Source organism: Planctomycetota bacterium (genome assembly GCA_039182125.1).
Taxonomy (GTDB): Bacteria; Planctomycetota; Phycisphaerae; order Tepidisphaerales; family Tepidisphaeraceae; genus JBCDCH01.
In genome coordinates this window covers 1-25,844 of record JBCDCH010000055.1, presented here as the reverse complement: position 1 = coordinate 25,844, position 25,844 = coordinate 1, and the positions used below count along the sequence as shown (strand labels likewise).

Below are 25,844 nucleotides of genomic sequence, written 5' to 3'. Positions count from 1 at the left end.
GAGGTTTGTAGCAGTGGAGCTACCGGGATTTGAAACCGGTTGAATCAGGCGTTTGCAGCCCGTGAGGACAGCTTTTCGGGGTTACTGACATCACCATTCCCGGTGAGGTCGGGCAATGCGTCCACGGCGGCGGCCACGTCGAACGCATCGGCGTCGGTGTAGTGCCGCAGAGTCTGGGACATGCTCGCGTGACGCAGCACGTCTTGGGCAGCCCGCGGTGACACCCCGGCCTTCTGCAGCATCGTGCCGAGCGTGGTGCGGGTTGCATGACGGTCGACCTGTCGGCCGGCGTCGTCGACGTACGCCACGCCAGCACGCCGCAGGTCGGCCTTCCACAGCTTCAACGACGGGAAGTGCGGGAACACACCTTGGCCGATGGCTTCGGGCTGCCCTGGGCCTTCTCTCGCAGCGTGGCGACAAGCTCCGGGCGGAGCCACACCCGATCGGCACGGCGGGCCTTGGTCGTCTCCTGCCGCAGTTGCAGGTAAGGCCGGGTGGCCATGAGCCGGACGTCCTGCCATTCGAGGGCCGCTGCCTCTCGGCACCGCAGACCGGTGAGCAGCAGAAACATCCACGCAAAGCGTCGATCATCCGGGCAGCCGGTGAGCAGCGCGGTGATCTCGGCCTCGGTCATGGCCCGGCGCTTCACCTTCTCCGGCCCCTCCACCGCGGGGATCCCCGCCAGCGGGTTGGCCGGCATCCGCTTCACCGACACGCACCAGTTCAGGAACGCGCGGATCGAGTCGCGGAAATGGTTCAGGGTCCGGGCCGACGGCTTGGCCCCCGGCTTGATCCCCTTCCCGTTGGTCGAGCCGTTCCGCGCCCGGCGTGTCCGCCAGGTGAGGAAGTCGTCGGCGTTGACCTTGTCGAGGGTGAGCCAGCCGGTGCCGTCGAGGATGATCCCCACGCGCTGCTCGGCGAGCTCGCGGTAGCTGGCCGACCGGCCGACCGTGTCGAGATGGTCGAGGTAGTCGGCCAGGTGCTCGCGGATGTCCCGGTGCCGATGTTCGGCGTACGGGTCGGTCATGCCAACTTCACTGCGGGCCTGCTCGCGTTCGAGCTTGGCCGCCAGTTGCCGAGTTGCCGCCCGGTCGGTGTATCCCTTCCGCCGCTGTGTGCGGCCGTTGGCGTCTTTCCATTGGACGTACCAATGTGCGGACGTGCGGGTTTCGACGGTGCCGTCCGGCTTGGTCACCTTGCGTCTTCGTTTGATGATGTTCACGTTGAACCTTCCTTTTGATTCGGGTTGCCGGCCCCGAAACGCACCGTGGATGATGCGCGACGGGCCCGGCCGCGCCAAAGCGCCGGGGCGCTGACGGGTTTGTTGACCTGCGGGGCAACAGTTCAGGTTGGGGCTAGATCAGGGAGCGCCGCCCGCAACGTTCTCAAGCAGCTCGCGCATCGTCGCATCGATCCGCTGTAGTAGGTCGTTGGTCCGTTCCGTAGCCTGGGCCGCGTTGTTGCCACGTTGGGCTCCGGATGCAATGTTGCGGTCGTATGCCCCGGGCGCGTATTCGGCTTTCGTCACGTCATTGATCTGGCTCTTGGCGATACTCAACGTGCGGGCGGCTAGCTCGTTTTCGCCGGACTGCTGTAGCTGCATCGCTTCGCCCAATGCGGTGAAACCTATGTTCGCCGCTGCTACGCCCCGCAGATCGTTGCGCGCTGCAAACTGCGCTTCTCGGCTATCGAGCCCGAGCCCGATCATCCGCCGTCGGTCGGCGAACTGCTGCTCGGTAAGTGCGGCTTGCTTGCCAAACACGGTGTCGTTTCCACGCTTGGCCAAGTACGCCAGCGGACCGGCCATGCCGGATGCGTCGATGGCGAGGTCGGCTTGCTGCCGCTGGGCATCAATCTGTGCGAGTCGAGCGCCCATGGGATCGCGAGCGAGTTGTGCGTCGAGGATCGCGTTGTTGGCACCGGCGGCCTGCGACAAGCCGTAGAAGCTGCCCACGGCTTCAAAGGCACTGCCGATCCGCGGTGCAACGAACTGGCGCCCGAACTGCATCGTTTGGTCGTACTTCTGTTGCTCGCGTTGGTCTTCCTGGTACTTGCCGAAAGAGCCCGCGGCGGCCAGCTTCATGTTGAACGGCAAGGCTTCGATTGAAGAACCGAACGCTGCGGCATCCTGAGTCTGCTTGTTCTGCAGCGCGAACCGCTCGGCCTGAGCTTTCGAACGGAACGCCTGAAAGCTCTCGCCGCGGCGACTGGCCGCCGATGCGTCGGCAAGGCTGCTGTAGATGCTGGCTTGGTTCATGGCCTGACCGCCGATGCGGTCGAGTTGAGCGTTGGCCATGCCATCACTGAACGCCTTCAGGCGTTCGCTCATGCGTTCGCGGATGCGCCGCTGCTCGGCTTTGAGGTTGAAGTCCGCTTGTCGGTCCGCGGCTTCGATCTCACGGCGGATTTGAGCCTTGCGATCTTCGTTGGCCTCCGTTGGCAGGAACAAACGCTCGGACGTGATTTGCTGGCGAATGCGGGGATCGCGAGTGCGGTTGCGTTCCTCAGCCGCCACGGTCGCCACAGTTGCATCAGCTTCCCGCCGCGCTTCGATGAGCTTCCCGAACTCTGTGCTGCGTTCGGCCCGCGCGTCGGCCACGTCGGCGATGCGGCGGCTGAATCCAGTCAGTCCATCGGTCACCGTCCGCCGACGCATCTCATTCTCCATCTCGCGGACCTTGTTGCTGATATCGGTCTGGATATCAGTCGCGTCCGACGATTCGAGCGCGGCCTGAATCTGCTCAGGCGTGAGCCCCTTGGATTGCAAGTACGGGTCCATCGCAAACGCCAGCGGCGTGCCGAGGATGCCGCCTGACACCTGATCAACCGCGGCAAGGTGAGCTTCTGCCGTGCGCCGGTCAGCCGAGCCGTAGGTCCTTTCGGTACGACGTGCAGCTCGGCCCGCGTTGACGGCCCCAAAAGCCTCGTATCCGCCGAACATCGACAACATGAACATCGACGAAGACATCACTTGCGTGCCGGCGATGCGGCGGGCGAATCCGCCAAGGCTTTCCTTGGTCACACCGCTGCGGAGGTTCACCGGCTCACCCTGCCGCGGTACGGCGGGAACCATGTTCCGCGGCGCGAGTGCCGTTGAGCCCGGCGACGCCTGGAGCGAAACAGGCCGCCGTCGGCGTCCGTACGGACCATCGCCCCACCCGTCGTAGTCGGGATACCCCGCTCCGATGCGACCGCCACCACCGCCGCGGCCGCCACCGAACCCGCCGCCGGTTTGGCGACGCAGACGGTCCGATGCGTTGTTCAGCTCGCGGGCGTACTGCTGCCCGGCTTGGCCGACCTGGTCGTGCGACCGAGTCACCCGACGCGTGGCAGCTTTGATCGGGTCGTCGACCGCGCCGCTGCCCGTCTGGCCGCGGGCCAGTCGCCGGCGAGCGTTCATGGCGTCGATGCGTTCCCGCTGTGGTGAGCCGGCACCCAAGCGCGACTGTTGACCCGTGGACAACATCGCCCGTCGCCTTGCGTCCGCATCAAGCACCTGCCCTTGCGTGAACACCGATGCGACCCGCGACGGACCACCGGCGTAGCCGCCGGGAAGCGTCGCCTGCCGGGCAAACGACGACATCACCGGTTCAACCATGCGACCGTTGAGCATCGCCACCGCGGCGGCCGAATTGACCGCAGCCCTGCCCGATAGCAGCGGCGTGCGATGCGCGGCGGCTGCAGAATTCATCGGGCGTCCGCTGGGATTCAGCAGGTCGATCGAGCTGATACGTCCCGCGGTGCCGGTGTTGGCCACGCTGCGCTGGCCGACGGTTCCGCCGGAGTGAAGCGGGATACCTTGCCGGACGGGGACGGGGATGCCGATGCCACCGCCGCCGATGTTGATCGGCTGCGCGGCGTAGTTGCGAATCTCATCGATCTTCCGCTTGGATTCGGCGATCGCAGCGTCCATCTTGCTGCGGCCTTCGATGGTAAAGAACAGGCTTCCAAGGTTGATGCTGCTCATGGTTTCCTCAGTTCAGGTTGCCGGTGTCGTCCGGCTGGTTCTCAATGTGAATCTCCACGGCACTGGCCAGTCGGATGCACTCGCAACTCAGTTGCACCGCGGTGTCGCTCAGAGCACGCAGCGCGTTAACGAGAATGCGGCCGTCGACCTTGCCGACGTTGAGTTCGCGGGGCGTCTGCACCACTTCCAAGGTGAGCCCGTGCAACTGCTCAGCGACGTGGATCAAGTGAGCCGCGGAGTCTCTGGCGTTTGGCTGTGGTGACGGTTCGGCGTTGTTGGTTTCTTCGCTCATTGCTACTTCCTTCAGACCGCCGCCGAACGATCAAGCCCGACGACGGCAACCCAACGAACCAGAAGGGGTTGTTCCCGTAATGCGGTACCTCCGCGCGCTTCTGTTTGGTCGCGACGGCATCTTGGTTGCGGGCGTGGTGCAGTGAGCGAATTTCCGAGTCAATCGCAGCCTTGCGGCCTGCCAGCTCTTTCAGCTCGGCCTCGTACTTAGCGATGGCTTCGTCACGCTCTTTCTGCGTGTCGGTTCGGGTGTCGATATCGGTGGTCTCTGGCATGAATGGTCCTGGTTAGGCGGCATTGGCCGCAGCGGTGTTGGCGTGCTCAAGCACAACGGTTCGAGCTTCGGCAATTCGCTTGCCCAGTTGAATGAACTGCTGGCGCTTGCCGGTGCCAGCCGCTTGAAGGCTGAACTTGGCGAGCGTGTCGAGCGCGTCGAGCACGGGTAGAAGATGGCGAGCGCGATCGGACTTGGATCACGCGTCGAGGATCCGAGTGATGTTGTCGACCGCGGAGTTAATCCGCTTCGACTCGTCGATGCGTCGTTGGATGTCACGTGACGGCATTGGTTACTTTTCTGCGGCGTCGGCCGCGGTTGGGTGTGGGGTGACGTGGACTTGAAGGTTGTCAGGGAGGACGACGACGGCCTCTACGTAGCTGGCCACGGTGAATCGCTCGGGTAGCGTGCCGTGCTCCATGCGGTCACGGATGAGCTTCGTGAGCGCCTTGAAGTGGCCGCGGCGGTGAAGGCTGCGCAGTCGCTTGTCGAGTGCTTCGACGACCGCGGGGGTGTCATTCGTCGTCGGCATGACCGACCCCCTTCCGCCGTAGTGCGGTGAACTGCTCAAACTCCTCGGGCGTGAGCTTGCGCGGATCGACGGCCAGCTCGAACCGGATGCCGAACTGCTGGGGCGCGTCGGCGTCGGCTTCCATCGGCTTGGGCTTGCCGAGTGTCCGGTCGAGCAGTTCACGGATGGCGAGCAGGCGGACCTTCGGGTCGGTGTCGCCGGTGAGTTGGATCAAGCGGTCGACTACGCGGCCGATGTCCTGCTCGCTGACCGATCGGAGCAGCACCGAGCGGAGCTTGGCCAGTCGCTTGCCGTCCGGGTTGCCAGGTCCGCCGGCGCATCCCTTGAGGAATCGCCCGCGGGCGTCGCGGTCGTTGGGCTTGGTTTTCGTGGTGGTGGTACTCATGGTCGACTTCCTCGGCTTGAAGTGGGCAGCGGATCGGTTTGGTCGGTTGGGTGACGGCCGATCGCCCCGCGCGCACGCGTAGGGGTGTTGGGTTTTGTGGAATTCGCGATCTCACGCGTTTCCGTGCGTTCTCCTGCGTCCGACGCGCTCGCCCTCCCGCTTCCATTGGCCACCGCTGGGCGTGCTCGAAGCACCTGGACCTTGTCACCGTCATTCACCGGCTCGACTGCCGTGCAGCGCAGGCCATGCGAGCGGAGCATTTGTTTCAGTGCGGCGCGCAACCGAATCGCGATCGGCGACGCACCGACAGAACCCTTCTCAGGCCGGACGGTGAACACGTACGCCGCGGGTTCGTCGGCCAGGTAGTCGGCAGAAACCGTCGGTCGGTTCGGTGGCAGGTGGCACTTAGGGCACCACTTTCCGGGTTCCCCGCTACACCCGCGCGTATAGAGCGGAACGACAAGTGGTGCCCCAATGTGCCACCTGCCACCAATCGCGGTTCTTGGCTGCTTGAGGGGCGATTTTCCCCCACTTTGGGGTTGGTTTCGTAAGTGTCACTAAGTGCCACCAAACCGTCACATGTGCCACCGTGGATGTTAATCGCCATCGGGACCCCCTCTCTTCCAGCCAAGATCAATGCCCAGGAAGCCGCGGACAGTTGTGCCCTCGGCGTCCTTCCACTTCCCATCTTCGACGCCGGGAACTTGCCGAATGCGGGTGTAGAAAGCCCGGTCGCTCAGCGTGTCATGCTCGCCGGCCGACTTGGCCCAATGCAGGTAGTCCTGGAACAAGTCGGCGCGGGTGATGCGGTATCCATCACCACTGGCCAGCCTCGCCTCGCGGTAGTCGCCCAATCGGTCCGACTCGGCCCGATACTCGCGGGTGGCGTCGCGGACCGTCTTCGGTGTCTGCATGCCGTTGCGGTGCATGTCGACACTGCCGGCGACGATCCACGCGAGGATGCCCTCGGTCTCAGCTTTGAGCTTGTCGAGAAGCCGGACATCCCGCTTTGCCTGCGGAATGGTCACATGGAACGGCACCAATCGCAGCCGCCGCCAGATGGCGTTGGTCGCTTCGTCGACCCGCGGCTTGTTGTTGGTCACAAGCCATGTCTTCATCGTCCGGCGGAACTCGAAATAGTCCTGCCGCATCTTGCGGGCCTTGATGGTTTCGTCGCCGCTCAGCCGCTTGATGAGCTGGACCTTGAGCTTGGCGTCTTCCTCGGTCTCGGTGGCCAACACCAGCCGCTTGCCGAGCAGGTCGGCCAGTTCGGTCGGGTGTTCGTCGCGGCCGGTCGACGTGATGAGCGACGGCGGTGCCATTCCCGAATAGATGCCGAGCGCGTGATCAATGGTGTCGTGGAAGATCGACTTACCGTTGGCACCACTGCCCCAAAGACACCACACTTCCTGAACGTTGATCGCGCCGGTAGCGGCGTACCCCGCCATCCGCTGCAGATACTCGGGCATCCCGTCATCCGGTTGCACCTCGGCGAGGTACTGCATCCACCGCGGAGCTTGTGCCTGCGGGTTGTAGTTCCATGGAAGGCATCGGGTGATTCGTTCGTCCCTGTCGTGGGGTCGAAGCTCGCCAGTGCGAAGGTCGATCGTGCCGTTGGCGACATTGAGCGCCCACGGATCGGTGTCGAGTTGGTCGACCAACACGGGGATCCCTGGTTCAGTCTGCAGCAGCCTGAGCGTGCCGTTGATGCCGGCCGCCGACTGCGACCGGACAACGTGCTTGTCGACAGCCTTTTGGTCGAGTCCTGGACGCCCGCGTAGCTGCTCAAGGTGAACAGCGATGCGCTTCGCATGTTGCACCACGCGACCGATCGTGTCGGGCTGCCAATGTGTTCCGGTCCAAGCATGCCACTGACCGAGTTGCGGCACGTACATGAGGTCACGGCCGTGCTGAGCGGCGATGATCTCGGCATTGCCCTGCTCGGTCAGCCGAACGCCGTCATCCGGTGCATTGTCGCCATCGCCGTGAATCTCGCCGGTGTCAGTGTCGACCCGATGCCCGTCGACGCGACTGGTGCCGTTGACCTTGCGACCGTTGGTGTGCTGTTTGTCGGTGCTGCTCCGATCCTCGCGCAGAAACTTCCCGATGTCGCCGGCGGCAGTGACTTCGTCGCGTGCTGATTCGACCTTGTGCTGCAGCTCCCAATCGCTCCACGGCGGATCGCAGCGGTTGTCGTTGTACCACCGCAGCGCGTCAGCCGTCTCGGCTTCGGTGAGCCCGAACCGGTAGCAGGTGCAAGCCGCGGTGAAGGTCGCGGTATGTCCGCCCGAACCGCTCACCGCGCGCGGGAGCTTGTCGAGGTATGCCATGCAACGCGACACGCGGTTGTCATCGCCTCCATTGGCCTGCGAACCGTTGAGCCGGGCCGTGCCATTGGTCGACGCCTTCGGCTTCGTCACGCGGGCGTAGAGCGCGGCGAACGGTTCGCTACAGCTGTTGACGATCGCGGGCGTGCCTGGAACCCGTTGACCAGTGATGGTGAAGAACCGGCCACCGGTGTAGAGCTCGCACCAACCGACGTTCCTCCCTTTCGGAATGGCGTCGGCGCGGCAAAGCATCTTGACGCCGCTACCCGACGGACTGACTTCGGTGTAGGTTCCGAACGATTCGACGATGCCGCGGGCTCGGTCGTTGAGCGTGCCGTCGTCATCACGGCAGTCGTCGAGGTCTACACCGGCGAACGGATCATCGGCATTGAACACAAACCCGATGCCGGCGTAACCGCCACGTCGGTAGGCGGCCAGCGCGTCATCGAAGCTGGCCCACGTCCGCGGGTCGTTGGCCTTGGCGAGTCGGCCATGCACGGAGCATGGCACTTTCGTCACGTCATCGCCGCGGCGGTCGTAGCGCCAGAGCACCCATTGATCGTGTTCCTGCAAATCCATCGGGACCGCGAGCTCGATATCGTCGGCCATCGGGACCGCCGGCATGTTCGGCGCGTCAGATTGTGTTGCGGCGGCCGTCATACCCGCGCCGCCTTCCGCTTGCCGCGGCGTTTGGGCTTGGCCGAACGCGCGTCGATCTCAGCGACGACATCGGCAGTCTCGCGACCCGTCGCTTTGGCGGTCACGCCGATGACGCTCGCGTTGAGCTGGCACGCCGGGCAGATGAACCGCCAAACGCCCTTGCGATCGGCGTAGGTCCGGGCTGGTTCCTTGCTCGCACCGGGTGTGTTCTCTCGGCACCACGGGCAGCGGACCCGACCGTGGCCGAGCATCCGTCCGCCGGCGGCGACAAGTGACGCGTTCAACGCTTCGCGATCGCGGAGTAGTCGGCGGTGCGACTTCATGCTTCACCCCGCTCATCTGTTGACCCGCTGGGCAACACTTCGTCGGCCAGTTCGACAAGCGACTCCGCATCGCATGCCAGCACGTCAAGCGTTCGGCGCATCTCCCTCAAAGCACGCCGCAGCATCGGGTCGTAGCGACCGTCGGATTCGAGGTCGATGAGTTCGAGAAACCCGGCATGCGCGACGTGTTGAATGACCAACGCCCAGGCGACGGGCAGGCGTGCCGGGTGCGGCTCAAGAAGCGCCTCGGCGGGCTCGCAGTTGTCGTCGACGATCTTCACGATCAAGCCGGCCTGGAGAAGGTCGTCGCCGGGACAGTCGAGTTGATCGCGGCCGCCGGCGTGAGCGTCGACGCAAACGAGGTCGACGGTGAGCACTTGCGCGAGCAATGCCAACGCTTCGGCTCGCCGGTCATGGTCAAGGTCGGCCAGGTCGGGGCGGCGCGGTGATTTGCTCGTGCGGGGATTCGATGTTGTGGATACCATCGGGTGTCTCGGTTTCTGCCCCGGGCCGTTGCGAGCGGTGCCGGGGCTTTTTTGTGCCGCGGCGGAGGCGTTGATTGGTTCAGGTCCAGGCCGCGATCGCGGCATCGAGTTCGTCTTTCTTCCAAACGCTCATCCGCGTGTTCGGCACTTTCACCGGCCGCGGGATGTCGCCGCGAGCAACGGCTTGCCGAAGCGACCGCGGGCTCATGTCGAGGTAGGCCGCGGCGGTCGGTTCGCGCATCGCTGCGGGCCATTGCTGCGGTGTGGTGGCGGCTTCACGCATGGACGGCCTCGCGGTCTCGTGCAATGCGACGGATTGCCGACTTGATTCGATTCGCCGCGTGTTCGTCGAAGACTCGGATGGTGCCGACGCGGGCTGTAGCTTCGACGCCGTACTCACGCGACGCGTAGTCGGCTTGCCGTTGGGTCACGCCCGCTTCACGGGCGATGTCGGTGATGGTTTTGAAGTCGGGCATGATGTGGTCGCCCCAACGCGGGGCCTCTACCCCATACCGCGGTGTTGCGCGCAACACGGGCGCAGCTCAGGACCAAACGGCCTTTGCGGCCTGCAATCAGCGATCAGTCGCGGTGAAACTGCCGAAGAATGTGCGCGGTGTTGCGCAACAATCCGCGCAACATCAGATACCGCGGAGCGATTCGACTACATCTGGGTAGTGGTCCATCGACTGCCATTTTGAGACGGTGCCTCGGTCAACCTGCAAATGCCTCGCGACATCCGCCATCGTCGCCGCTGGGTTGGACGATCGAAGCTGACGAATCCGCGTTGCAATCATCAGTTCGGTCGAAGAAGAGAGCCGTAGTTTGCCTGAGCTAACATCGCCAACCGGTGACGCAGCTGCTGCAGGTGTTTCCTTACCACTTTGCGAGGGCGTCACCGCAGCCGCGAGCCTGAAGATGGCATCGCTAACAACGCTCACTTCAAACGCCGGTGACCCTTTGCCAGTGAGCGGCACCATCGCGCGCTGCGGCTGAGGTAAGCCGTCCCACGCCGAACGCAAAAGAAACGCGCCGTTGCCGGCTACATGCTGAACGCCTTCGGCTTCAACGAACTTCTCCCAGCAGAAGTCACCCGGCAGTCGCCCGACAAGCGTCTCAAGTCGCGAGGCAACTTCAGCGTGTGACTCATCGACGATCCACAAGTAGGCCACGCGCATTGGAGGCAACCAACCCTTCGGAACATCAATCGGCGACGGAAGCGGCAGTTTCAGTTCCAATGTCGGAACATGAACCGCGGAGCGGAGTAGCCCGGGGGCTGGCGAGTGCGTCGGTGGAGAAAAGGCACCGATTGCGTGACAGATCGTGTGAACGAAGTCGCAACGCGGAGCATCCTCGGCAAGCTGCCGAATCTGTTCGACCAAAGCATTTGTGGTGTCTGGCATGACCTTCCTCAGCAAAGCCGGGCGGCCCGGCAGTACCGCGGCGGAAGGTGTTACTGCGGCACTGCCTGAACCTGCGTCGGCTGGCCGGCCGACTACCCGCAGACCACAGGGTAACAACGTACTAACGAAATAGCAGCATCTGACCATCCGAATCTTGGCCCGGCGGCCCCCGCCCTTCTTCCGCAGCGACCCGCTCGGCATGGTCGCGGATGCGGGCTTCGTGGTCATCGCGGAAGTCGGGGTGAAGACGCTTCCGCGGCGGCTTCGACGTGGCCAATCGGTCAGCGGTACGGTCACGGCTACTTCGCATGGCCGGCCTCGTGCCGTTCGTATTGAGCCGACGCGATCGCGGCGTTTTTCCGCATGCCCTCGTGTGATTCACGATTGGCCATGTCGGCCCACAATCGAGACAGAGTCCGCCGACGTGTGGGGCCGTCCAGATTCTCGTCGACGTCGATGATGCGATAGGCCGGGAAGGCCATCACTGGCACCCACTTCCCTTTGCCGATGTTGGTCATGGCATCGCGGGTGCGGAACCGCACCACCCACCGCTTGCGTCCTTTGAACGCGCGGATCATCACGCCGCCTCGCTTTCGGTGGTGTCGGCTTCCGTCTCGACCAGCTTCGCGACGCGGTCGGGAAACCGCTCGGCAAGCTCGGCTTCCATCGCTGCGATCCGGGTGTTGAGCGCGAGGTTTTCGACGGCATTGGCAACGTCGAGGCACTTGATCGCGTCGCGTGCGTCGTCGTGGTCGATGCGTCGCTGTAACTGCTGGAACAATTCGAGGATGGCCGACGCCTCATCGGCCCGCCCCGCCGGTGTCGTGAGGTCGTGAGGATCCTCGTCGACCCATTCATCGGCGGGTTCCTCGGACAAGTCGGCAGGCAGGGTTGGCCTCATTCTCTCGGGCAGCACGACGAGGCCGAACGTGTCGAGCCAAGTCAGGTCGTCGGCCGCGACGCTGTGAAGCTTCCCGTCGCGTTTGTCGCCGTCGACACTGTCCCAAGCTTCGCTCACCTGCAGCCGCAAGCCGCTGTGCGTGAGTGCCACGTCACGCAGACGGTGGACAGTGATACGGTCGCCGCGGTGTTCGACGCCGATAGTGCGGTGCATGCTGGCCGTCGGCCAGTTGCCATTGACGAGCAGCACGTCGACGTCGTCGGACTGGAAAGCCATGCTGCCGTTAACGTAGCCGTCGGTCGGTCCGTTCTCGTCGTAGACGGTCCGGCATATCAGTGCGTGCTCGTGGGCCTGACTGACACGCATGATGCCGTAGTCGCCGTGAGCGACGATCGCCCCGACGCGGGGGCGTCGGCCCCGGTCCTCCATTCCCTTGCGTGCCTCGCTCAGGTCAGTGGCGAGCTTGGCGTCGTCCGACTGCGGGTTGGAACTTGCAGGCGCATTGGAACCCGTGTCGGGAGCGGCATCGTGTAGGATGCTCAAGGTGAAATCCTCTCGGATGAATCCCTGCCCGCCGGGTGTTAGCGCACCGCGGCGGGCAACTTGTTTGATGGCCAGCCGCAACGTACGGCCAGCACAAACCAACGCCGCCGCGGTCAAGCGGCGACGCGGCGGGCGGGGTCAAAGCTGGAAGCCGAGCGCGGGAACATCAGGCAGGTCGCCGCTGAGCAGGAACGAATCGACGGCCATGGTCACCACGGTCCGATCGTCGGTGCGGTGGTCAGTGGTCCACTCACCGCTGTTTTCGCCGGCGTCGATGCGGTAAGTCGTCTCTGCGACACGCTGGCCATCGACATGGGCCACGACCGCAACGCTCGCGGTCGCGGTGAGCACCGCGGCCAAGTCGCTGCGGTTGAGCTTGCGGAGCAAGGCGGCGACGCCGTGCTGCAGCGATCGCCGCTTGTCGGCGGTGCCGCGGATGGCTTCGAGCACGTCGGCTTCGTCGGTGGTGAGCGTCGGTTCGTGGCGGGTGTAGTAGTCAGCCAGTTCGTCGTCGCTCGGAAAGCGGTTGACGGGCTCGCCGAACGCCGGGCCGGTCGTGACGCGATCGAGGTAAGCGGCTCGGTCGGCGGGCGTTGCGGGGGCGACCGCGGTAGAATGCTGGTGCATCGGAGGTACCTTCCGGTGTTGTGCCCCGCGGTGATGCTTCCCGGCGAACCGCGGGGCCGTTTGTTTGTCGGGCGAGTGCCCGGCCGCTGCGATGGTGCCGCGGCACGAACGAGACTACACACTTTCGTGTGTGTTCACAAGTACGATCGTGTGTGTTTTTCTCGGACCTGTGCTACACTGTCAGTAAATGACGACGATGGAAATGGTGCCCGTTGACTGCCTCAAGATTCGCCAGCTGCGCGAGGAACGCGGGTGGACGCTTTTGCAGGCGGCCGCCGCCGCAAAGCTGACTTCGTACCAACACTGGCAGAAGGTCGAAGCGGGTGTCCGCAAAGACCCCAGCGTTTCAACGATTCAGAAGATGGCCGACGCGCTAGAAGTCACGGTTGATGACCTGCTATTGCCGCTCAGCGATGACGACGCTTGAACCCGCCACGGTCGGCCCCGATGATTGAGGCGTGGACAAAACACTTCGCATCGTGACCGCAGCCGGTGTGTGGGCTTGCGCCCTACTACTGACCGTGTTGGTTATCGTTCAGTTCGTTACCGAGCGAGGGCCGGTTTCGGCAGAAGACTTACATCGCCACGCGCTCATTGGTGCAATTGACGCTCAGGCTGTGATTTCTGGCATCGACGATTCTGATGGAGTCTCGTTGGCGGAAGGCCAGCGGATGATTGAAGCGACTTCTCTCCGCGATGGGTATCTTCAACTCGCCGGCATGCGCGTTGATGAGTTTTTCTCACTCATTCAAGACGACGCCGAAATGCGGCGGCTACACGCCGCCGACGCGCCCGACCCATCACCCTAACCCCATGCCCGCCCCCGCCGGCTACTCCTACCTGGCCCACCTCACCGGCACCGCGGCGGTCGACTTCACGCTCGACACCGACACCCTCGGCCTCACCGAAGACGACTTCTCGCCGCAAGGGCTCTACGACGCCGTGGAGTTCATGCGTCGGCCGACCCTTGGGGGAATGATCGACGCCACGTTCATGTCCTGACGGGCGATGCGGTGGTTCTTCTCGCTGTCGTACCCGGTATCGGCCACGACCGTGCGGCAGGTATGGCGACACCAGGCGCTAAACAGCAGTCCGTCGAAACTTGGGGCGTCCGAGCCTAAGCCGATCGATGCGACGGCCGAGAGGATCACACCGCTGGCGGTGTCGACACCGATCCCGAGCTTGGGCAACGTCTTGACGGACTCGGAAGTTCGCTCAGGACGCGGCGATTCGTGACGAAGGTGTCTATTCGCTCGCCGGCAACGGGGTTCGTAGTACCGGCTCGCATGCCACCGCTCGGAGTAGGTGCTGTCAATCCCGCAGACCGGACCGAGCCAGCCGAGCTTCACGAACCAGTTCACCTGCAGGTCCAGCAGGCGGCCCATGATCGAGCCCCGCGTGAGCCGGGCAAACGCGCGGCAGAGGGTGTTGTGATCGGGGACCTTGGCCATGCCGATCGAGTCGCCCCAGCCGCTCTCACGCAGGATTGCCTCGATGTTGCGGTAGCTCTTGACAAGTAGCTCGCGGACGCACAGGCAGGCGAAGCGTTGGGCCTCGGTGAAGTCGTGTCGGCTGAACTTGCTGCGACGGTCGGGCAAGCATCGCCGGGCCAGCTCATGGGCCATGACCATCACCGCCCGCGGCGTCTTGCAGGTCGGAAGCATGGGGCAACACCACCCGTCGGCCACGATCGCGCTGCGTCTAATCTTCACCGTCAGTCGGCCTCATCAGGAGCGTTGAGACTGAGCCAGAATGTCCCCATTTCCGCCCCCTTCTGCCTCCCCAAGACATGAGATTATTACGCTGGCTATTGTCATGTCTCGCCGAACCATCGACTTACGTGAAAATCTCTTCCTCAGTTCAGCAGATGCGTACCGCAACGTTTGATCGAGCCAGAACAAGTCAACCGGCACAAACACTGCAACTCGATCTTCAAGGTCAACAAGCCGTGGATCAGTGTCCAGCAGCCTACACACCCGAACAAATATCATTCGTGATTGCCAATTTGCCGGAATGCCATTGTCCTTCATCTGCTGAAGAACGTCGGAGCAATCTCGCTGTCTTCGTGATTGCCAACCACGCAAGGATCGCAGATGGTGCCAAATATAGTAAATGGCGATTACCAAGACCGCTAAACACGTTGCAGTCGCAACTAAGTAGTTCGTGTAGCCCATAATACTACTTCTTATCGAATCGCGCGATAAGCGCACTTGGCAGAGCAGCCTGCAATCGTTAATGCGTCGGCAGCGCTGAAAACGACTGCGCCACGTGTTGTGAACTTGCCTATCGTCTTTGCTGTTTGAGGGTTAAGCGGGTAACGGGTAACTCTCTTAGCGCGACACCACCGATTGATCGGCCCAAGAAGATTACTGTTACCGAATCGGCCAGTTCCACGAATCGTTCGACCATAGCCATACTCAAACGCTGTTTTGGGGATCGGATGAAACGCGAGCGCACAAGATTCTTCGACAATGGTCCCGGAAACGTCCCATCTTTCCATACAATTTTGAAGACATTTCAAAAAATCGTCATTGTCCGGAACTGTTACGGTACCACCGCCGGGATTGGGATCGTAGTCGGCGTTTCCGGTCAAACGCAACATTTTGGCTCGATGTCGTTCTTTACGTTGTTCAAGCCACGTTCGGCGAGACCTTTGGAGGCCATGGGAGTCTGATTGGGCGACAGGATTGTCGCCGACGTACGCATTCTGCTGCATCCCGTCCACATACCCGAGCGGGTCTTGCCTGTTCCACCGCCCAAGCACGCTATCGAGGTCTCTGAAGCGGAAGTGGACGGCGCCGGTGGTTTCGTCGTACTTGCCGCCCTGGTGGCCGTGGGTGAAGTCGACGTCGCTGAGGCCGTCGGCGTCGGCGGTCCAGTCGGCGTCCAGCACTGTTCTTGTGCCGTAGGGGTCGTAGATGTAACGCTCGACCACCGTGGCGGTCTCGTTGGAGAGGCCCCGGTTCTGTAGCTCGGCGACCGCCGTGATGTTGAAGTTCGCGTCGTGCTGGACAAAGTGACGCTCGTCGGCGTGTTCGGTCAGGTCGCCGTCACCGTCGCCATCGGTGTCACGCAGGATCAACGCGTCCACGTACACCGGGCTCCACACGTACTGGCGCTCCACCGTCGTACTGCCGGCCACTTCGCGTTCTTCAAGCACCTGCCATTGGGCGCTGTAGTAGCTCTGGATGCGTGGGCTCAACGCCCCGCTCTCTTCGATGCGGCGATAGAGCGCGTCGTAGACGTAGGCCTTCTCCGGCTGGCCGCCGGTGCCCGTGGTGCCCGGGTCGTCCCAACGCACCAGTCGGCCCCAACCGTCGTAGCTCAGCGTGTTGCCTTCCTCGTCGGTAGTCATCTCGCCGTTGGCCGAGTAGGTCAGCGTGCTCGTCCCCGCCTCGAGATCCGAAAAGGACCCTGACACCTTTTCTCATTTCACCTTTTCTCATTTCGGCGCGCACCTGCGCAGCCGTTCACCACGTCGCCGTGAACAGGAGATGCTACTGCGGGCGATCGTCCACACCATCATGATCCTCAAGCGTCGTTACTGAGGGTTGAGACTGAGCCGGAATGTCCCGTTTTCCGCCTGCAGCAGAAACACACTTTTCCTCACGCCCGGACTCAGGGAGAGGTTGGAGACCCGTAGCCACCAAAATCGGTTGCATGACTTCCGGGTACTTCCTGCCTACGAGCTACACTCACCAACTCAGGAACACTCTTAAGATCCAAATTAGACATCACAATGAAACGAGCTTCACCGGGTTTGCGGCGAAGCCCAACGCCACGATCGCGTACGCCTGAAACAATAATTCTAATACATCGATATTCGTCACAAGCCTGCCATCGCAAACATGTTGCTTCCGAGTCGGTTGCTATGGTAACAACCTTCGAATCGCCCAGGCCCCCACACCTACATTCACCACTTCCCAACGGCGAGATTGATTGGACCTCGAATCCCCTATAAGACTCAATGACCGCCTCTTTCCCACGGTCAAACCGCAAGCATGCATATTCAAGATGCGATTCGAAATCAACAACAATACCGGATACTTCGGCAAACTCGCTAGGGATAATCACCGATAATTCATGGCTAGGTTGCGGCTGCCAGACCAGCAAGCCCGTGTCATTACCTTGTGACACAATCACCCGATCGAACACATGCCAAGCACCATTAGAGTATATGAGTGGTATAACCGCATCAGCAACGTCACCGGTACTCCTTTCCTTCATTTCGAGTGATGAGCCAGCGCACCCAACCTGAACCGCAACAAATACCAGCAAGGTCACTAAATGCAACACAGGCACCTCGTACACTTTGTTCTTAAGTATCAGCATGACGGTCAGAATTTAAGATTGCGACAAGGAGATCAATTAATGAAAATCAACGGCGGCAATAACGGAGGAGGCGGGGCATTGAAGGGCGAATCCTCAGGATGCCTTGGTGAAACTACTCCTACATTCCGTCTTGGTGGAAACGGCCACTGGAACCGCTCAGCATCTAGCTCTTGAAGTAGCCAATCGAAGTACGCGTACAATTCCCGCCACTTGCCGAAATAGTATCGCTTCTTCCACGCAGATTGATATCTGGATACTGCGGAAGTTCGCCCCTCAAAGTCGTGTATTCCTGCATCGCGATAATCCTCTACGGCCTGCTGTAACTCAGCATTAGCTTCAAAAATGTGCTTTGTGCATTGAGCTTGAAGCCTCAAAGCGTAGTTCCCGGCATCCGCTCGCGCACCACCCGCTTCAAGCCTACACATTTTTAACCATTCTTGCAACATTTTTGCTCGTTCGCGAGTTTCGTCGCCGCTACCCGGATCCTCGCCGCCGTAGTCCCAGTTGGGCTGAGAATCTAATCCGAGAGGATCCACCAAGATGGTGGGTCTTGAACCTGTTGCAAGATAAACACTGTTTCCGTCCACATACCTCAGTGGATCCTGCCTGTTCCACCTTCCGAGCGTGGCGTCGAGGTCTCGGAAGCGGAAGTGGACGGTGCCGGTGGTTTCGTCGTGTTTGCCGCCCTGGTGGCCGTGGGTGAAGTCGACGTCGCTGAGGCCGTCGGCGTCCAGCACTGTTCTTGTGCCGTAGGGGTCGTAGAGGTAACGCTCGACCACCGTGGCGGTCTCATTGGAGAGGCCCCGGTTTTGTAGCTCGGCGACCGCCGTGATGTTGAAGTTCGCATCGTGTTGGACGTAGTGACGCTTGTCGGCGTGCTGCGTCAGGTCGGTGGCATCATCGTCCATGGCCCCGTCGCTGTCACGGAGGACCATGGCATCTATGTACACCGGGCTCCACACGTACTGATCCGTCGGATTGCCGCTGTCGTTGCGGGTTTCGAGCACCTGCCACAAAGCGCTGTGGTAGTCATGCGTGACATCAGTGCCGTCGTCGCGTTCGATTCGGCGGTATAACGCGTCCAGTTCGTAATCGACCGTGGTCGTGCCGTCGCTCCAGCTCACCAGTCGACCCCAGCCGTCGTAGGTCAGCGTGTTGCCCTCCTCGTCGGTGGTCATCTCGCCGTTGGCCGAGTAAGTCAACGTGTTGGCCCCCGCCTCGATCAACCGGTTCTGGCTGTCGTGGACGCGGCTCTCGCTCGTGCCGTCGGTCTCGACGTTCGCCCAGTTGCCCAGGTTGTCCAGATCCCACACCTGTTCGCGGCTCGCACCGCCGGTGAGGCTGTCCTTGCCCGACGCGAGCGTCCCGCGGCTGAACGCCGTTAGTCTGTTCAGGCCGTCGTAACCAGTAGCGGTGCTACCCACGCCACCGTGATACAGCTCGCTCTTGGCCGTGTCGAGAACATTCTCCTCGTACAAGCGGTTGCCGTTGCGGTCGTGACCGTACAGGTAACGGTCCGCGTCGGCCCAACTGCTGCCGCCGCTGTCTACCCAGCGGTGGTCCGCGATCCGCCCGAACCGGTCCAGGCCCGTGTACTGATCCCCGCCATCGCCCACCGGGTCGCTGCTGCTCTCGCGATAGTGCACCAGGTCCAGCTCCGCCTGCGGGTGCAGACGACCCACCACCGTGCCGAGACCGAGGTATTCGTACGACTCGTACACCGTCCCCGCGTCGTCGGGGTTGGTCGCCCCCACCGCGAAGTCCACCGCCAACGCGCTGATCCCGTACAGCCGGCTGATCGCCGTGTTCACTGCCCAGGCGTCGGCCAGGCCCTGTATCCCCGCGCCCGGGTCGCCGTAGTTGAAGTACACCTCACGCCCGTTCGGGTACGTCATCGTCGACAGACGGCTGTAGCCGCTGTTGGAGGTGTTTTGGGCGTAGCCGTACTCGACCAGCAGCGTCGAACCGTCCACGTCGCCCTCGTGCTCCTGGTACTCCTTGGTCAACTGCCCGAACCCGTTGTACTGCCGCTCGACGCGGTTCACGATGTTCGCGTCGGTCATCAACGTCCCGCCCGCCGTGTCACGGCTCGTGAACGTGTGCGGCCGGCCAGCCGAATCGAACGCGTACGTCAGGCGGTCCACCGCCGTGTCAACCCCAACACCGAAGGTCGTGATGTAGTCGCTGCCGAGGCGGCCCAGCACGTCGTACTCGTACTCGTGGACCGTCCCGTTGCGATCGGTCCAGCTGGTGCGTTGGCCAAGGCGGTTGTTACTTAAGTATTCGGTCTGGTCATCAGCGTAGCTGTCGCCCAGGCCGCTCGGGGTGAACGTCGCGTCGGGGGTCAGGATGAAGCTGTCGTGCTTCAGGCCGGCTTCGCGGCGTTTGACCTTCAGCGTGTGGTCGCCGGGACGCAGGTGCGTGCTGTCGCTGCTGCGCACCCACACCCAGCCGCCGGTGGACGGGGCGTCGACTTGCTCCCATGTGTCGTAGTCGTGGTTGTCGATCGAGAAGTAGAAGCTGTCGCTGGAGGTGTTCGGGGCGTACACGCGTGACCACAGGTAGTAGTCGCCGCCGGCCTCGGCCGTGAAGGCCAGATCCAACTCACCCGTCGTCGCGTCGGTCTTTGTGGCGGTGTTGGGCGTGGCACCGTTGGGCGTGTGGACGTAGTTGTGGCCGTCGTCATCACCGACGTCCACGCCCGACGCGCCGCCGTCGGTCGCCTCGACCGTCTCGTTGATCAGCGTCCCGTCCTCGGCGGCCAGGTAGATCCCCGCCGGGTTCGGGTAGCTGATGCTCGTGAGGATGTTGTTGGCATACAGGTCGTCATCCAGATCCACGCCATCATTGTCCGTGGCGTAGCCGTACTTGGTGATCTGGTCGGCACCGCGGCCCAGGAAGTCGGCCGTGAGCTGCGTGACGTTCCCCACGCCGTCGTACCCGTAACGCGTCACCCGGTTCTGGTCGGCATTGAGCGGACGCAACAGGAAGTCGTCGTACTGCGTGTCCTCGATATAGTCCGAGTACAACCCGTAGCCGTTGCCGGTGAGGCCGCCGATGACCGTGTCGGTCACCTCGTAGATCATCTGGCCTTCGAGGAAGATGCGGGCGGTGTCACCGATCACCTCCAGCCCGAGCCGCTCGCCGTCGTCGAAGGACTCCTGGGCCCCTTCCAGGTCGTCGAGCGTCACGAAGCCGAAGTTGTGCAAGGTTCCACCGCTGCGGGCGCCAAGGCTGATGATCTCTTCCCCGTTGTAATCGGGCCGGTAGTGAAGGTTGATCATGTTGTCGGTGTCGGTGAACCGCGCCACCAGGCCCGTGCCGTACATCGGCGTGTCCACCGTGGCCGAGACGTGGGCGTCACGCGTGCCGATGTCGGTCACCACGACCGGATCCACCGAGCCCACGCTCGTGGGCACCGCCTTGCCGTTGACGATCGACCATGTCCCGCCGTGGCTGGCCCAGTTCTCGAACGTGCCCTGAAGGTCGCGGCCGTGCAGGTTCCCGCTGCCCTCGAAGTCGTCGAAGATGTCCGAGTAGTTCTCGGTGGTCGCGGTCGTGCGGCCCAGCAGGTCATACGTCGTCCGTGTCACCAGCCCGCGTGGGTCCATCACGTCCGACAACCGACCCGCCGCGTCGTAGGCGTAGCTGGTGATCAGCACATCGTCGCTGGCGACGATGCCCGTGGGCGTGGTGCCGGTGGTCGGGAGCACGACGATCTGGTCGAGCTTGGTGCCGTCTTCGCGGATGGCGAGTTCGAGCGTGTGGACACCCTCGTCCAGTACGAACGTTGTACCGCCGCTCGAACCGATCGCCTCCCAGTCCCAACCGCTCACCGAAGAGTTGAGGTGCTCGACATTCCAGGCCCCGCCGTCGAGCCGGTAGTGGAACGAGTTGCTGCTGCCATCGGCACTGTCGTGACGCAGGAAGATCTTGTAGTCGTTGACGCCGTCGGCCGGGAAGCTGAGCGTGACCGTGCCGAGCACCCCGTCGCTCGCGACCGTGTCGTGGCCCGCGCCCTCGTCGTGCCAGAGGTAGCTCCCCTCGCCAGCGGCACTGTCCCCCTCGCCGTTGAACAGCCCCGTGTAAGCAAGCCGCTCGGCCTCGAAGTACATCGCCCCGTCCGGACCGCCGGTCCCGAAGTCGATCGAAGAGATCAACCGGTCCGCAGCGTCGTAAAGGTGCGTCGTGTGAGACACGCGAGCGGCGACCGGGCCGGTGCTGCCGGTCTTGGCATCGCCCGGACCGCCCAGCTCACCTTCCAGCGTCGAGAAGCCCTCGTAAGCGTCGTGGAAGCGCGCACGGCTGGTCTGCTGGAGCACGTTGCCGTTGGCGTCGTATGCGTACTCCCATTGCTCGACCACCACATCGTCCGTCACATCACCGGCATCGGCGTAGTTGGCGCTACCGGTGTCGTCGGTCGCGAACGCCGTGGTCACCCGGCCCGCACCGTCGTACACATACTCCAGTGCCGCCGACGTCGGCTCGACCTGCTTGACCACGTTGCTCCGGCCGTCGTACCAGTAACGGGTCTTGAGACCGGTCGTGGTGTTCCCGGTGACCGGGTCGACGTTCTTCTGCTCGGACTCGTACAGCCGACCGCGTTCGTCGTAGCTGTAAACGGTTCGCGCACGACGCATGTCCAGGTCCGCACTGTCGAGCGTCGGTACGCCATCGACATAAATCACATCAACGTCGTCGCCGTCGTAATCACTCCACCGCAGAACGCGGTCCTGATCGTCGTACTGCGTGAACTCGATGCGGCGTTGCACGTCGAGCGAGGACGACTCCGAAGCCCCCACGCCCCGCTTGACCGCCACCTGCCGGTTACGCCAGTCGTGATAGAACTCGGTGACGCGGTCGTCGGCGGTATCGCCGGGCTCGAGCGTCTGTTTGGTCAGGTTGCTGTCGCCGACGTTGCCGCCGTCATAGACATAGGCCGCGACCTGCTCCATGTTGTTGCCGCCCGCGCCACCGTTGCCGGGATCGGCGTGCGTCGCTCCCGTGTCATCGGTGCCGACCCACGTCTCGATCGCCCGGCCCAGACCATCGAACACCGTGCGGGTGATCGTGTCCGTCGCGTCCACCATGAGGCTGTTGCGACCGCGCGTGTCGTAGCCGTACTCGGTCCGCTCGAAGTGCGTGCCATCCGTACCGAGCGATGTACCCGTGCCGTAGGTGAGGCCGTCGAAGTCGATGTACTGGTCGACATGGGTGACCTGCCCGGCGAGGTTGGTGTAGGAGCGGGCGAGAGACTCGACCGACGAGATCGACTCGCCGCCGTCGGGCACGAAGCTGCCGGCCGATCCCGTCGTCGAGGGTGTGTCCGACGTCGTGATCGACTCCACATAGCCGCCCGCCCGATCGTGTCGGACGATCGAGATCGGAAGCGTCGACGCACCGGTCGTCGCATTCCAACCGACGTAGGTGCGGACCTCTTGGTTCGCGTCGTCGTAGATCGTGTGTGTGACGTTGCCGTTGGCATCGGTCGCTTGGGTGACACGGCCGAGTTCGTCGACGACGTATGAGCTGGTCAGATCGAGCCCGCCGTCGTCGTAGGTCATCGACGTGGCCGCACCCGTGCCGGCGTCGTACACGGTCGTGTGCTCGTAACCGTCTTCGTCGACGAACGACGTCATCCGGCCGTAGATGTCGAAGGTCTCCACGGTGGTGTCGGCCGTGCCGCTGCCGTGCTTGCCGCTGCTCACCGTTGGCAGCGTGGTCGTGCGCGTGAGCATCTGAACGGTGCCCGGATGCCAGGTGTAGGCGTAGGACGTGGTCTCAACGCCGTTGTCGCTCTCACGGTGGTCCTTGGCCACCACCGCCCGTGCGATGTCCGTGCCGTTTACCGTGGCGGTCTCGACGGCATACTCCTGCCACGAGATACGAGTCCCACTGTCGCCGTCCCCGTTCAGAACCCTGACCTCGGCGCCGAACCCGGTCAGACCCCCGCCACTGCTTTGCTCACCGAACGACACATGGCCGACGAACGTGTCGCTGCCCGTGCCGTCGTCGACCGCCGCACCGCCGTAGTAGTTGGTCTGGCCGATCAGGCCCTGGTCGTCGTGAACGTTGGTCCAGGTGCCCTGCGCGGTCTCGCCCAGAAGATCTCTCGTCGCCTCCATCGACGAGAGCGTGCCGCTGATTGCCGATGGATACACCGTATACTCCAACCGCCCGTCATCGTCGTACTCGAATCCCGTCATCCAATCGCCGGTCAGGTCGTCCGGCTGTTCGACCCGCATGAGCGTCTGGCCGTAGTCGTTGGCGTAAACCACCGTGTCTGTCCCGTCCGGCGCGGTCAGGGTCGTCTTCGTGTACCAGTGCTCGCGCTGATCGGTCGGTGAGTTGCTGCTGTCGGCATAGCCAAACGTAAAGGACCCGAGCCCACCGGTGCAGACGCTGCACCCCTCGCCCTGCCGCACATGCTCGGACACACGCCAGTCCTCACCCGCACCGGCATCGACATCCGTGTACTCGAAGTAGGCATCGGCATAATCGTCCAACGCCGCATCCGACGCGGCCAGGATGCCGCCGCTGATCCCGGCATCGGCCCGCTCGTAGCTGGTCGGACTGACCACGAACTTCAACCCGCCGGCGTAGCCTGCGCCGAGCGCATCGGTGTAGTACCGGTAGTACCAGGCATCGATGACGTTGCCACTCTCGTCCTTGACGACCGCCGTCTTCAGATCGCCCTCGGTGCCGTGGCTTTCGCTGCTGCCGTAGTAGGTGTAAGCCGTCGTGCGGATCGTCTCGAAGCTGCCGGTGTCACCGCGTTGGCGACGCCAGGTCACCGTGTCGATCTCGTCGCCGCTGCCACCGTTCGACGAGTCGCTGTAGTCATAATCGAACCGCTCGGTGATCTTCGAGCTTCCCGTTGCGCCGTTGTCCCGCTCGACACGCGTGACATCCCCCGAAGTCCGTGTCACGGTCATCTCCACGCCGGCGACGTCGGTGAACGAGATGAGCTCACCCTTGTCTGAACTCGCGCCAAAGCTGTTGAAGACCCACACCTCACCGTTCGGGTCCCAAAGTGTCAGCGTGTTCGCGGTCGTGTCCTCTTCAAGGATCTGCTGATTGTAATGACGCGGCTCCCAGTCCGTTCCGTTCTTATCGAAGTACGTCGACTCGTTGGCGTCGGAGATCAGCACCAGTTCATCGGTCCCGCCCTCGTCGAACCGGGCGAAGCTGCCGCCGATCACCCAACCGTTGCCGTTGTCGAAGCTGCTGTTCTCCGCATAGCCGGCCGCGTTCGTCCACGAGCGCGTGTGGCCCAGCCCCGAACCCAGGCCGTTGCTCCACAGGTCGGTCGCGGACGACTTGACCGCCCCGTCGTGATAGCGGACCGCGCTCACCTCGGAACCTGCCCATTCGGGAGCACCGTTGCCGTGGCCCCAGCCGCCGGACGTGTCGTCTTGTGGCGCAGCCAACAGTTTCCGCTGTTCCAGGTTTTCCACCACGCACCGCGCGGCTTCGCGGAGCTTGGGTTTGGGCATGGCAGTGTCGCGGTGACCGAACAGCTTGATGAGCAGCTTCGACATGATCGATCCCTTCCGGGTGGTGACGGGCCACGAAGACGCGGGCGAACGCGGACGGACGTGGACGTCGGGTAAAGATTGTGAGGGGTGTTTCGTCCCAGGCTTGGCACCGTCGGCCTGCCGATCCCCGCGCCCGGCAAACACGCCAACGGCGTCGCCCGCATTGAGCGATAATCTGATCCGGATTTCAACGTGAATCCGGCCCCTCAATCCGGTTTCGGCCCTGACACCCGTTCAGGGGGTGCGACAAGACAAATACCCCCGAACGGGCGCATGAGTTATACACCGCCCTCCCCCGCCGCGTGGTCTATCCCCGCCCTGTGCCAGCGTTGGAGGTGCGCATGTTCGTAAGCCATGCGTGTCTCTTCCCGCTGCCTGCGGGTCCAGTCGGGCCGATCCGCACGCCGGTACCGGGCGTCCTGGTTCAGACTCTCGGTAGAGGGGGCTGTTTCTTCCTTGAGCTGGCAGATCCGGGTGCCGATCCGGGCGTGGGGGCTGGCGGATTCGCCGACTCGTGTTGATCGGTCGGCTTGTCAGTGGCGTGATCGTTCGCGGCCACTAGTGGCGTCCAGTCGGGGTTGATTGAGGTGGCCTACGAACGGCGGACACCGACCGTTTCAGGTTACGGCCTCGCGAAACGGCGAAGCAACGTGTGGGGAAGAAGGGGAAGCGCCTTCGCGCCACTCTACGGGAGCTTCTGGCTTGCATGGGAACGACCTTCCTGTGAGTTGCAACTTGCACCCGGAGCCTGTTACTTGGAAGGTCACAAATGCTGAACGACAGTTGCCACCGCGATAGTCTAATCCGCATACCTCCAAGGTTTTCTCGCCGATAACCGGGTGTGGGCCACGGTACATCCGACCGGAGGACAACATGCTCAGATGGGTCGTCTCCAACCTGTACCGCCACCCGTGATCCCGTAACCTCGGGCGATCATGGAGTTACACGACGACATCACGGCGGCTTGGCTGACCAACTGCCGGATCAACCGAATGGTGATCGAAGCCGTTACCGACGACGGATGGCTAAGCACCCTGTCGAAGCGAGGAGGCCGCGGCGTTGCGGGCGAGTTCGCGCACGTACACAACGTCCGACTGGCACACCTTGAGAAGCGTGCGAAAGACCTTGCTTCGGGCGTCGAGAAACTCGACCCGAGTAGCCAGCCTTCGAAGAAGACCGTATTGAGCGCGTTGGACAGCTCCGACTCGTCGATCTGCACCATGCTGGAGGACATCCTCGGCGGCAAGCCGAAACGACGG

At 63.0% G+C, this 25,844-nt stretch carries 24 protein-coding genes; 4 read left to right on the top strand and 20 right to left on the bottom strand.

The window, feature by feature from the left end:
- Positions 1-44: 44 nt before the first annotated feature.
- The 16 genes from AAGD32_13690 to AAGD32_13615 form a co-directional block, all read right to left on the bottom strand.
- Positions 45-344: a tyrosine-type recombinase/integrase gene (locus tag AAGD32_13690; protein MEM8875294.1), complete on the bottom strand. Its 300-nt coding sequence runs from the start codon at positions 342-344 to the stop codon at positions 45-47.
- Positions 341-1,222, bottom strand: coding sequence for a tyrosine-type recombinase/integrase (locus AAGD32_13685; GenBank protein ID MEM8875293.1), 882 nt, complete (start codon positions 1,220-1,222; stop codon positions 341-343). The genes AAGD32_13690 and AAGD32_13685 overlap by 4 nt, the downstream gene beginning before the upstream one ends.
- Before the next feature lie 138 nt (positions 1,223-1,360).
- Entirely contained in the window at positions 1,361-3,967 is a 2,607-nt protein-coding gene (locus tag AAGD32_13680) for a hypothetical protein (protein ID MEM8875292.1), read from the bottom strand.
- Positions 3,968-3,974: 7 nt separating this feature from the next.
- Entirely contained in the window at positions 3,975-4,259 is a 285-nt protein-coding gene (locus tag AAGD32_13675) for a hypothetical protein (GenBank protein ID MEM8875291.1), read from the bottom strand.
- A 286-nt stretch (positions 4,260-4,545) separates the two neighbouring features.
- Entirely contained in the window at positions 4,546-4,698 is a 153-nt protein-coding gene (locus AAGD32_13670; protein ID MEM8875290.1) for a hypothetical protein, read from the bottom strand.
- Between the two features lie 126 nt (positions 4,699-4,824).
- Positions 4,825-5,064, bottom strand: coding sequence for a hypothetical protein (locus AAGD32_13665; GenBank protein ID MEM8875289.1), 240 nt, complete (start codon positions 5,062-5,064; stop codon positions 4,825-4,827).
- Entirely contained in the window at positions 5,048-5,449 is a 402-nt protein-coding gene (locus AAGD32_13660) for a hypothetical protein (protein MEM8875288.1), read from the bottom strand. Before AAGD32_13660 ends, AAGD32_13665 begins: the two co-directional genes overlap by 17 nt.
- 596 nt (positions 5,450-6,045) lie before the next feature.
- Positions 6,046-8,385 carry a phage/plasmid primase, P4 family gene (locus AAGD32_13655; GenBank protein MEM8875287.1) on the bottom strand — a complete coding sequence of 780 codons (2,340 nt, stop codon included), beginning with the start codon at positions 8,383-8,385 and terminating at the stop codon, positions 6,046-6,048.
- A gap of 47 nt (positions 8,386-8,432) precedes the next feature.
- Positions 8,433-8,759 carry a hypothetical protein gene (locus AAGD32_13650; GenBank protein ID MEM8875286.1) on the bottom strand — a complete coding sequence of 109 codons (327 nt, stop codon included), beginning with the start codon at positions 8,757-8,759 and terminating at the stop codon, positions 8,433-8,435.
- On the bottom strand, positions 8,756-9,244 hold the full coding sequence (locus tag AAGD32_13645; GenBank protein MEM8875285.1) for a hypothetical protein: 489 nt from the start codon (positions 9,242-9,244) through the stop codon (positions 8,756-8,758). The genes AAGD32_13650 and AAGD32_13645 overlap by 4 nt, the downstream gene beginning before the upstream one ends.
- Before the next feature lie 79 nt (positions 9,245-9,323).
- On the bottom strand, positions 9,324-9,527 hold the full coding sequence (locus tag AAGD32_13640) for a hypothetical protein (GenBank protein ID MEM8875284.1): 204 nt from the start codon (positions 9,525-9,527) through the stop codon (positions 9,324-9,326).
- Positions 9,520-9,720, bottom strand: coding sequence for a hypothetical protein (locus AAGD32_13635; protein ID MEM8875283.1), 201 nt, complete (start codon positions 9,718-9,720; stop codon positions 9,520-9,522). Before AAGD32_13635 ends, AAGD32_13640 begins: the two co-directional genes overlap by 8 nt.
- A gap of 162 nt (positions 9,721-9,882) precedes the next feature.
- Positions 9,883-10,644: a hypothetical protein gene (locus AAGD32_13630; protein ID MEM8875282.1), complete on the bottom strand. Its 762-nt coding sequence runs from the start codon at positions 10,642-10,644 to the stop codon at positions 9,883-9,885.
- Positions 10,645-10,943: 299 nt separating this feature from the next.
- Positions 10,944-11,222, bottom strand: coding sequence for a hypothetical protein (locus AAGD32_13625; protein ID MEM8875281.1), 279 nt, complete (start codon positions 11,220-11,222; stop codon positions 10,944-10,946).
- On the bottom strand, positions 11,222-12,088 hold the full coding sequence (locus AAGD32_13620; GenBank protein MEM8875280.1) for a hypothetical protein: 867 nt from the start codon (positions 12,086-12,088) through the stop codon (positions 11,222-11,224). Before AAGD32_13620 ends, AAGD32_13625 begins: the two co-directional genes overlap by 1 nt.
- A 138-nt stretch (positions 12,089-12,226) precedes the next feature.
- Positions 12,227-12,715: a hypothetical protein gene (locus AAGD32_13615; protein ID MEM8875279.1), complete on the bottom strand. Its 489-nt coding sequence runs from the start codon at positions 12,713-12,715 to the stop codon at positions 12,227-12,229.
- A gap of 187 nt (positions 12,716-12,902) precedes the next feature.
- On the opposite strand from AAGD32_13615, the gene AAGD32_13610 reads away from it, so the two are divergent.
- Genes AAGD32_13610 through AAGD32_13600 form a run of 3 tightly spaced genes read left to right on the top strand, consistent with a single transcriptional unit; the run spans position 12,903 to position 13,717 of the window.
- Positions 12,903-13,142, top strand: a complete 240-nt coding sequence (locus AAGD32_13610) for a helix-turn-helix transcriptional regulator (protein MEM8875278.1) — start codon at positions 12,903-12,905, stop codon at positions 13,140-13,142.
- A 31-nt stretch (positions 13,143-13,173) separates the two neighbouring features.
- Positions 13,174-13,524 carry a hypothetical protein gene (locus AAGD32_13605; protein ID MEM8875277.1) on the top strand — a complete coding sequence of 117 codons (351 nt, stop codon included), beginning with the start codon at positions 13,174-13,176 and terminating at the stop codon, positions 13,522-13,524.
- Positions 13,525-13,528: 4 nt separating this feature from the next.
- On the top strand, positions 13,529-13,717 hold the full coding sequence (locus tag AAGD32_13600) for a hypothetical protein (GenBank protein ID MEM8875276.1): 189 nt from the start codon (positions 13,529-13,531) through the stop codon (positions 13,715-13,717).
- Here the strand turns inward: AAGD32_13600 and AAGD32_13595 are convergent.
- The 4 genes from AAGD32_13595 to AAGD32_13580 form a co-directional block, all read right to left on the bottom strand.
- Positions 13,648-14,379 (bottom strand): hypothetical protein, encoded by a 732-nt coding sequence (locus tag AAGD32_13595; protein MEM8875275.1) that lies wholly within the window; start codon positions 14,377-14,379, stop codon positions 13,648-13,650. The two genes, AAGD32_13600 and AAGD32_13595, sit on opposite strands and share 70 nt — an antisense overlap.
- A 521-nt stretch (positions 14,380-14,900) precedes the next feature.
- Entirely contained in the window at positions 14,901-16,136 is a 1,236-nt protein-coding gene (locus AAGD32_13590; protein ID MEM8875274.1) for an RHS repeat-associated core domain-containing protein, read from the bottom strand.
- 197 nt (positions 16,137-16,333) lie between these two features.
- A complete protein-coding gene (locus AAGD32_13585) occupies positions 16,334-17,047 on the bottom strand; it encodes a hypothetical protein (protein ID MEM8875273.1) in 714 nt (237 codons plus the stop codon).
- A gap of 32 nt (positions 17,048-17,079) precedes the next feature.
- Positions 17,080-24,588, bottom strand: coding sequence for an RHS repeat-associated core domain-containing protein (locus AAGD32_13580; GenBank protein ID MEM8875272.1), 7,509 nt, complete (start codon positions 24,586-24,588; stop codon positions 17,080-17,082).
- 932 nt (positions 24,589-25,520) lie between these two features.
- On the opposite strand from AAGD32_13580, the gene AAGD32_13575 reads away from it, so the two are divergent.
- Positions 25,521-25,844: hypothetical protein (locus AAGD32_13575; protein ID MEM8875271.1), on the top strand; the 324-nt coding region annotated here is incomplete at its 3' end.

What these genes read in the sequence shown, in the direction of transcription:
- AAGD32_13600 (MEM8875276.1), top strand. Translation starts at nt 13,529, where the DNA reads ATGCCCGCCCCCGCCGGCTACTCCTACCTGGCCCACCTCACCGGCACC.
- AAGD32_13615 (MEM8875279.1), bottom strand. Translation starts at nt 12,715, where the DNA reads ATGCACCAGCATTCTACCGCGGTCGCCCCCGCAACGCCCGCCGACCGA.
- AAGD32_13640 (MEM8875284.1), bottom strand. Translation starts at nt 9,527, where the DNA reads ATGCGTGAAGCCGCCACCACACCGCAGCAATGGCCCGCAGCGATGCGC.
- AAGD32_13675 (MEM8875291.1), bottom strand. Translation starts at nt 4,259, where the DNA reads ATGAGCGAAGAAACCAACAACGCCGAACCGTCACCACAGCCAAACGCC.
- AAGD32_13655 (MEM8875287.1), bottom strand. Translation starts at nt 8,385, where the DNA reads ATGGCCGACGATATCGAGCTCGCGGTCCCGATGGATTTGCAGGAACAC.
- AAGD32_13635 (MEM8875283.1), bottom strand. Translation starts at nt 9,720, where the DNA reads ATGCCCGACTTCAAAACCATCACCGACATCGCCCGTGAAGCGGGCGTG.
- AAGD32_13660 (MEM8875288.1), bottom strand. Translation starts at nt 5,449, where the DNA reads ATGAGTACCACCACCACGAAAACCAAGCCCAACGACCGCGACGCCCGC.
- AAGD32_13595 (MEM8875275.1), bottom strand. Translation starts at nt 14,379, where the DNA reads ATGCTTCCGACCTGCAAGACGCCGCGGGCGGTGATGGTCATGGCCCAT.
- AAGD32_13630 (MEM8875282.1), bottom strand. Translation starts at nt 10,644, where the DNA reads ATGCCAGACACCACAAATGCTTTGGTCGAACAGATTCGGCAGCTTGCC.
- AAGD32_13585 (MEM8875273.1), bottom strand. Translation starts at nt 17,047, where the DNA reads ATGCTGATACTTAAGAACAAAGTGTACGAGGTGCCTGTGTTGCATTTA.
- AAGD32_13645 (MEM8875285.1), bottom strand. Translation starts at nt 9,244, where the DNA reads ATGGTATCCACAACATCGAATCCCCGCACGAGCAAATCACCGCGCCGC.
- AAGD32_13580 (MEM8875272.1), bottom strand. Translation starts at nt 24,588, where the DNA reads ATGTCGAAGCTGCTCATCAAGCTGTTCGGTCACCGCGACACTGCCATG.
- AAGD32_13650 (MEM8875286.1), bottom strand. Translation starts at nt 8,759, where the DNA reads ATGAAGTCGCACCGCCGACTACTCCGCGATCGCGAAGCGTTGAACGCG.
- AAGD32_13610 (MEM8875278.1), top strand. Translation starts at nt 12,903, where the DNA reads ATGACGACGATGGAAATGGTGCCCGTTGACTGCCTCAAGATTCGCCAG.
- AAGD32_13680 (MEM8875292.1), bottom strand. Translation starts at nt 3,967, where the DNA reads ATGAGCAGCATCAACCTTGGAAGCCTGTTCTTTACCATCGAAGGCCGC.
- AAGD32_13665 (MEM8875289.1), bottom strand. Translation starts at nt 5,064, where the DNA reads ATGCCGACGACGAATGACACCCCCGCGGTCGTCGAAGCACTCGACAAG.
- AAGD32_13625 (MEM8875281.1), bottom strand. Translation starts at nt 11,222, where the DNA reads ATGATCCGCGCGTTCAAAGGACGCAAGCGGTGGGTGGTGCGGTTCCGC.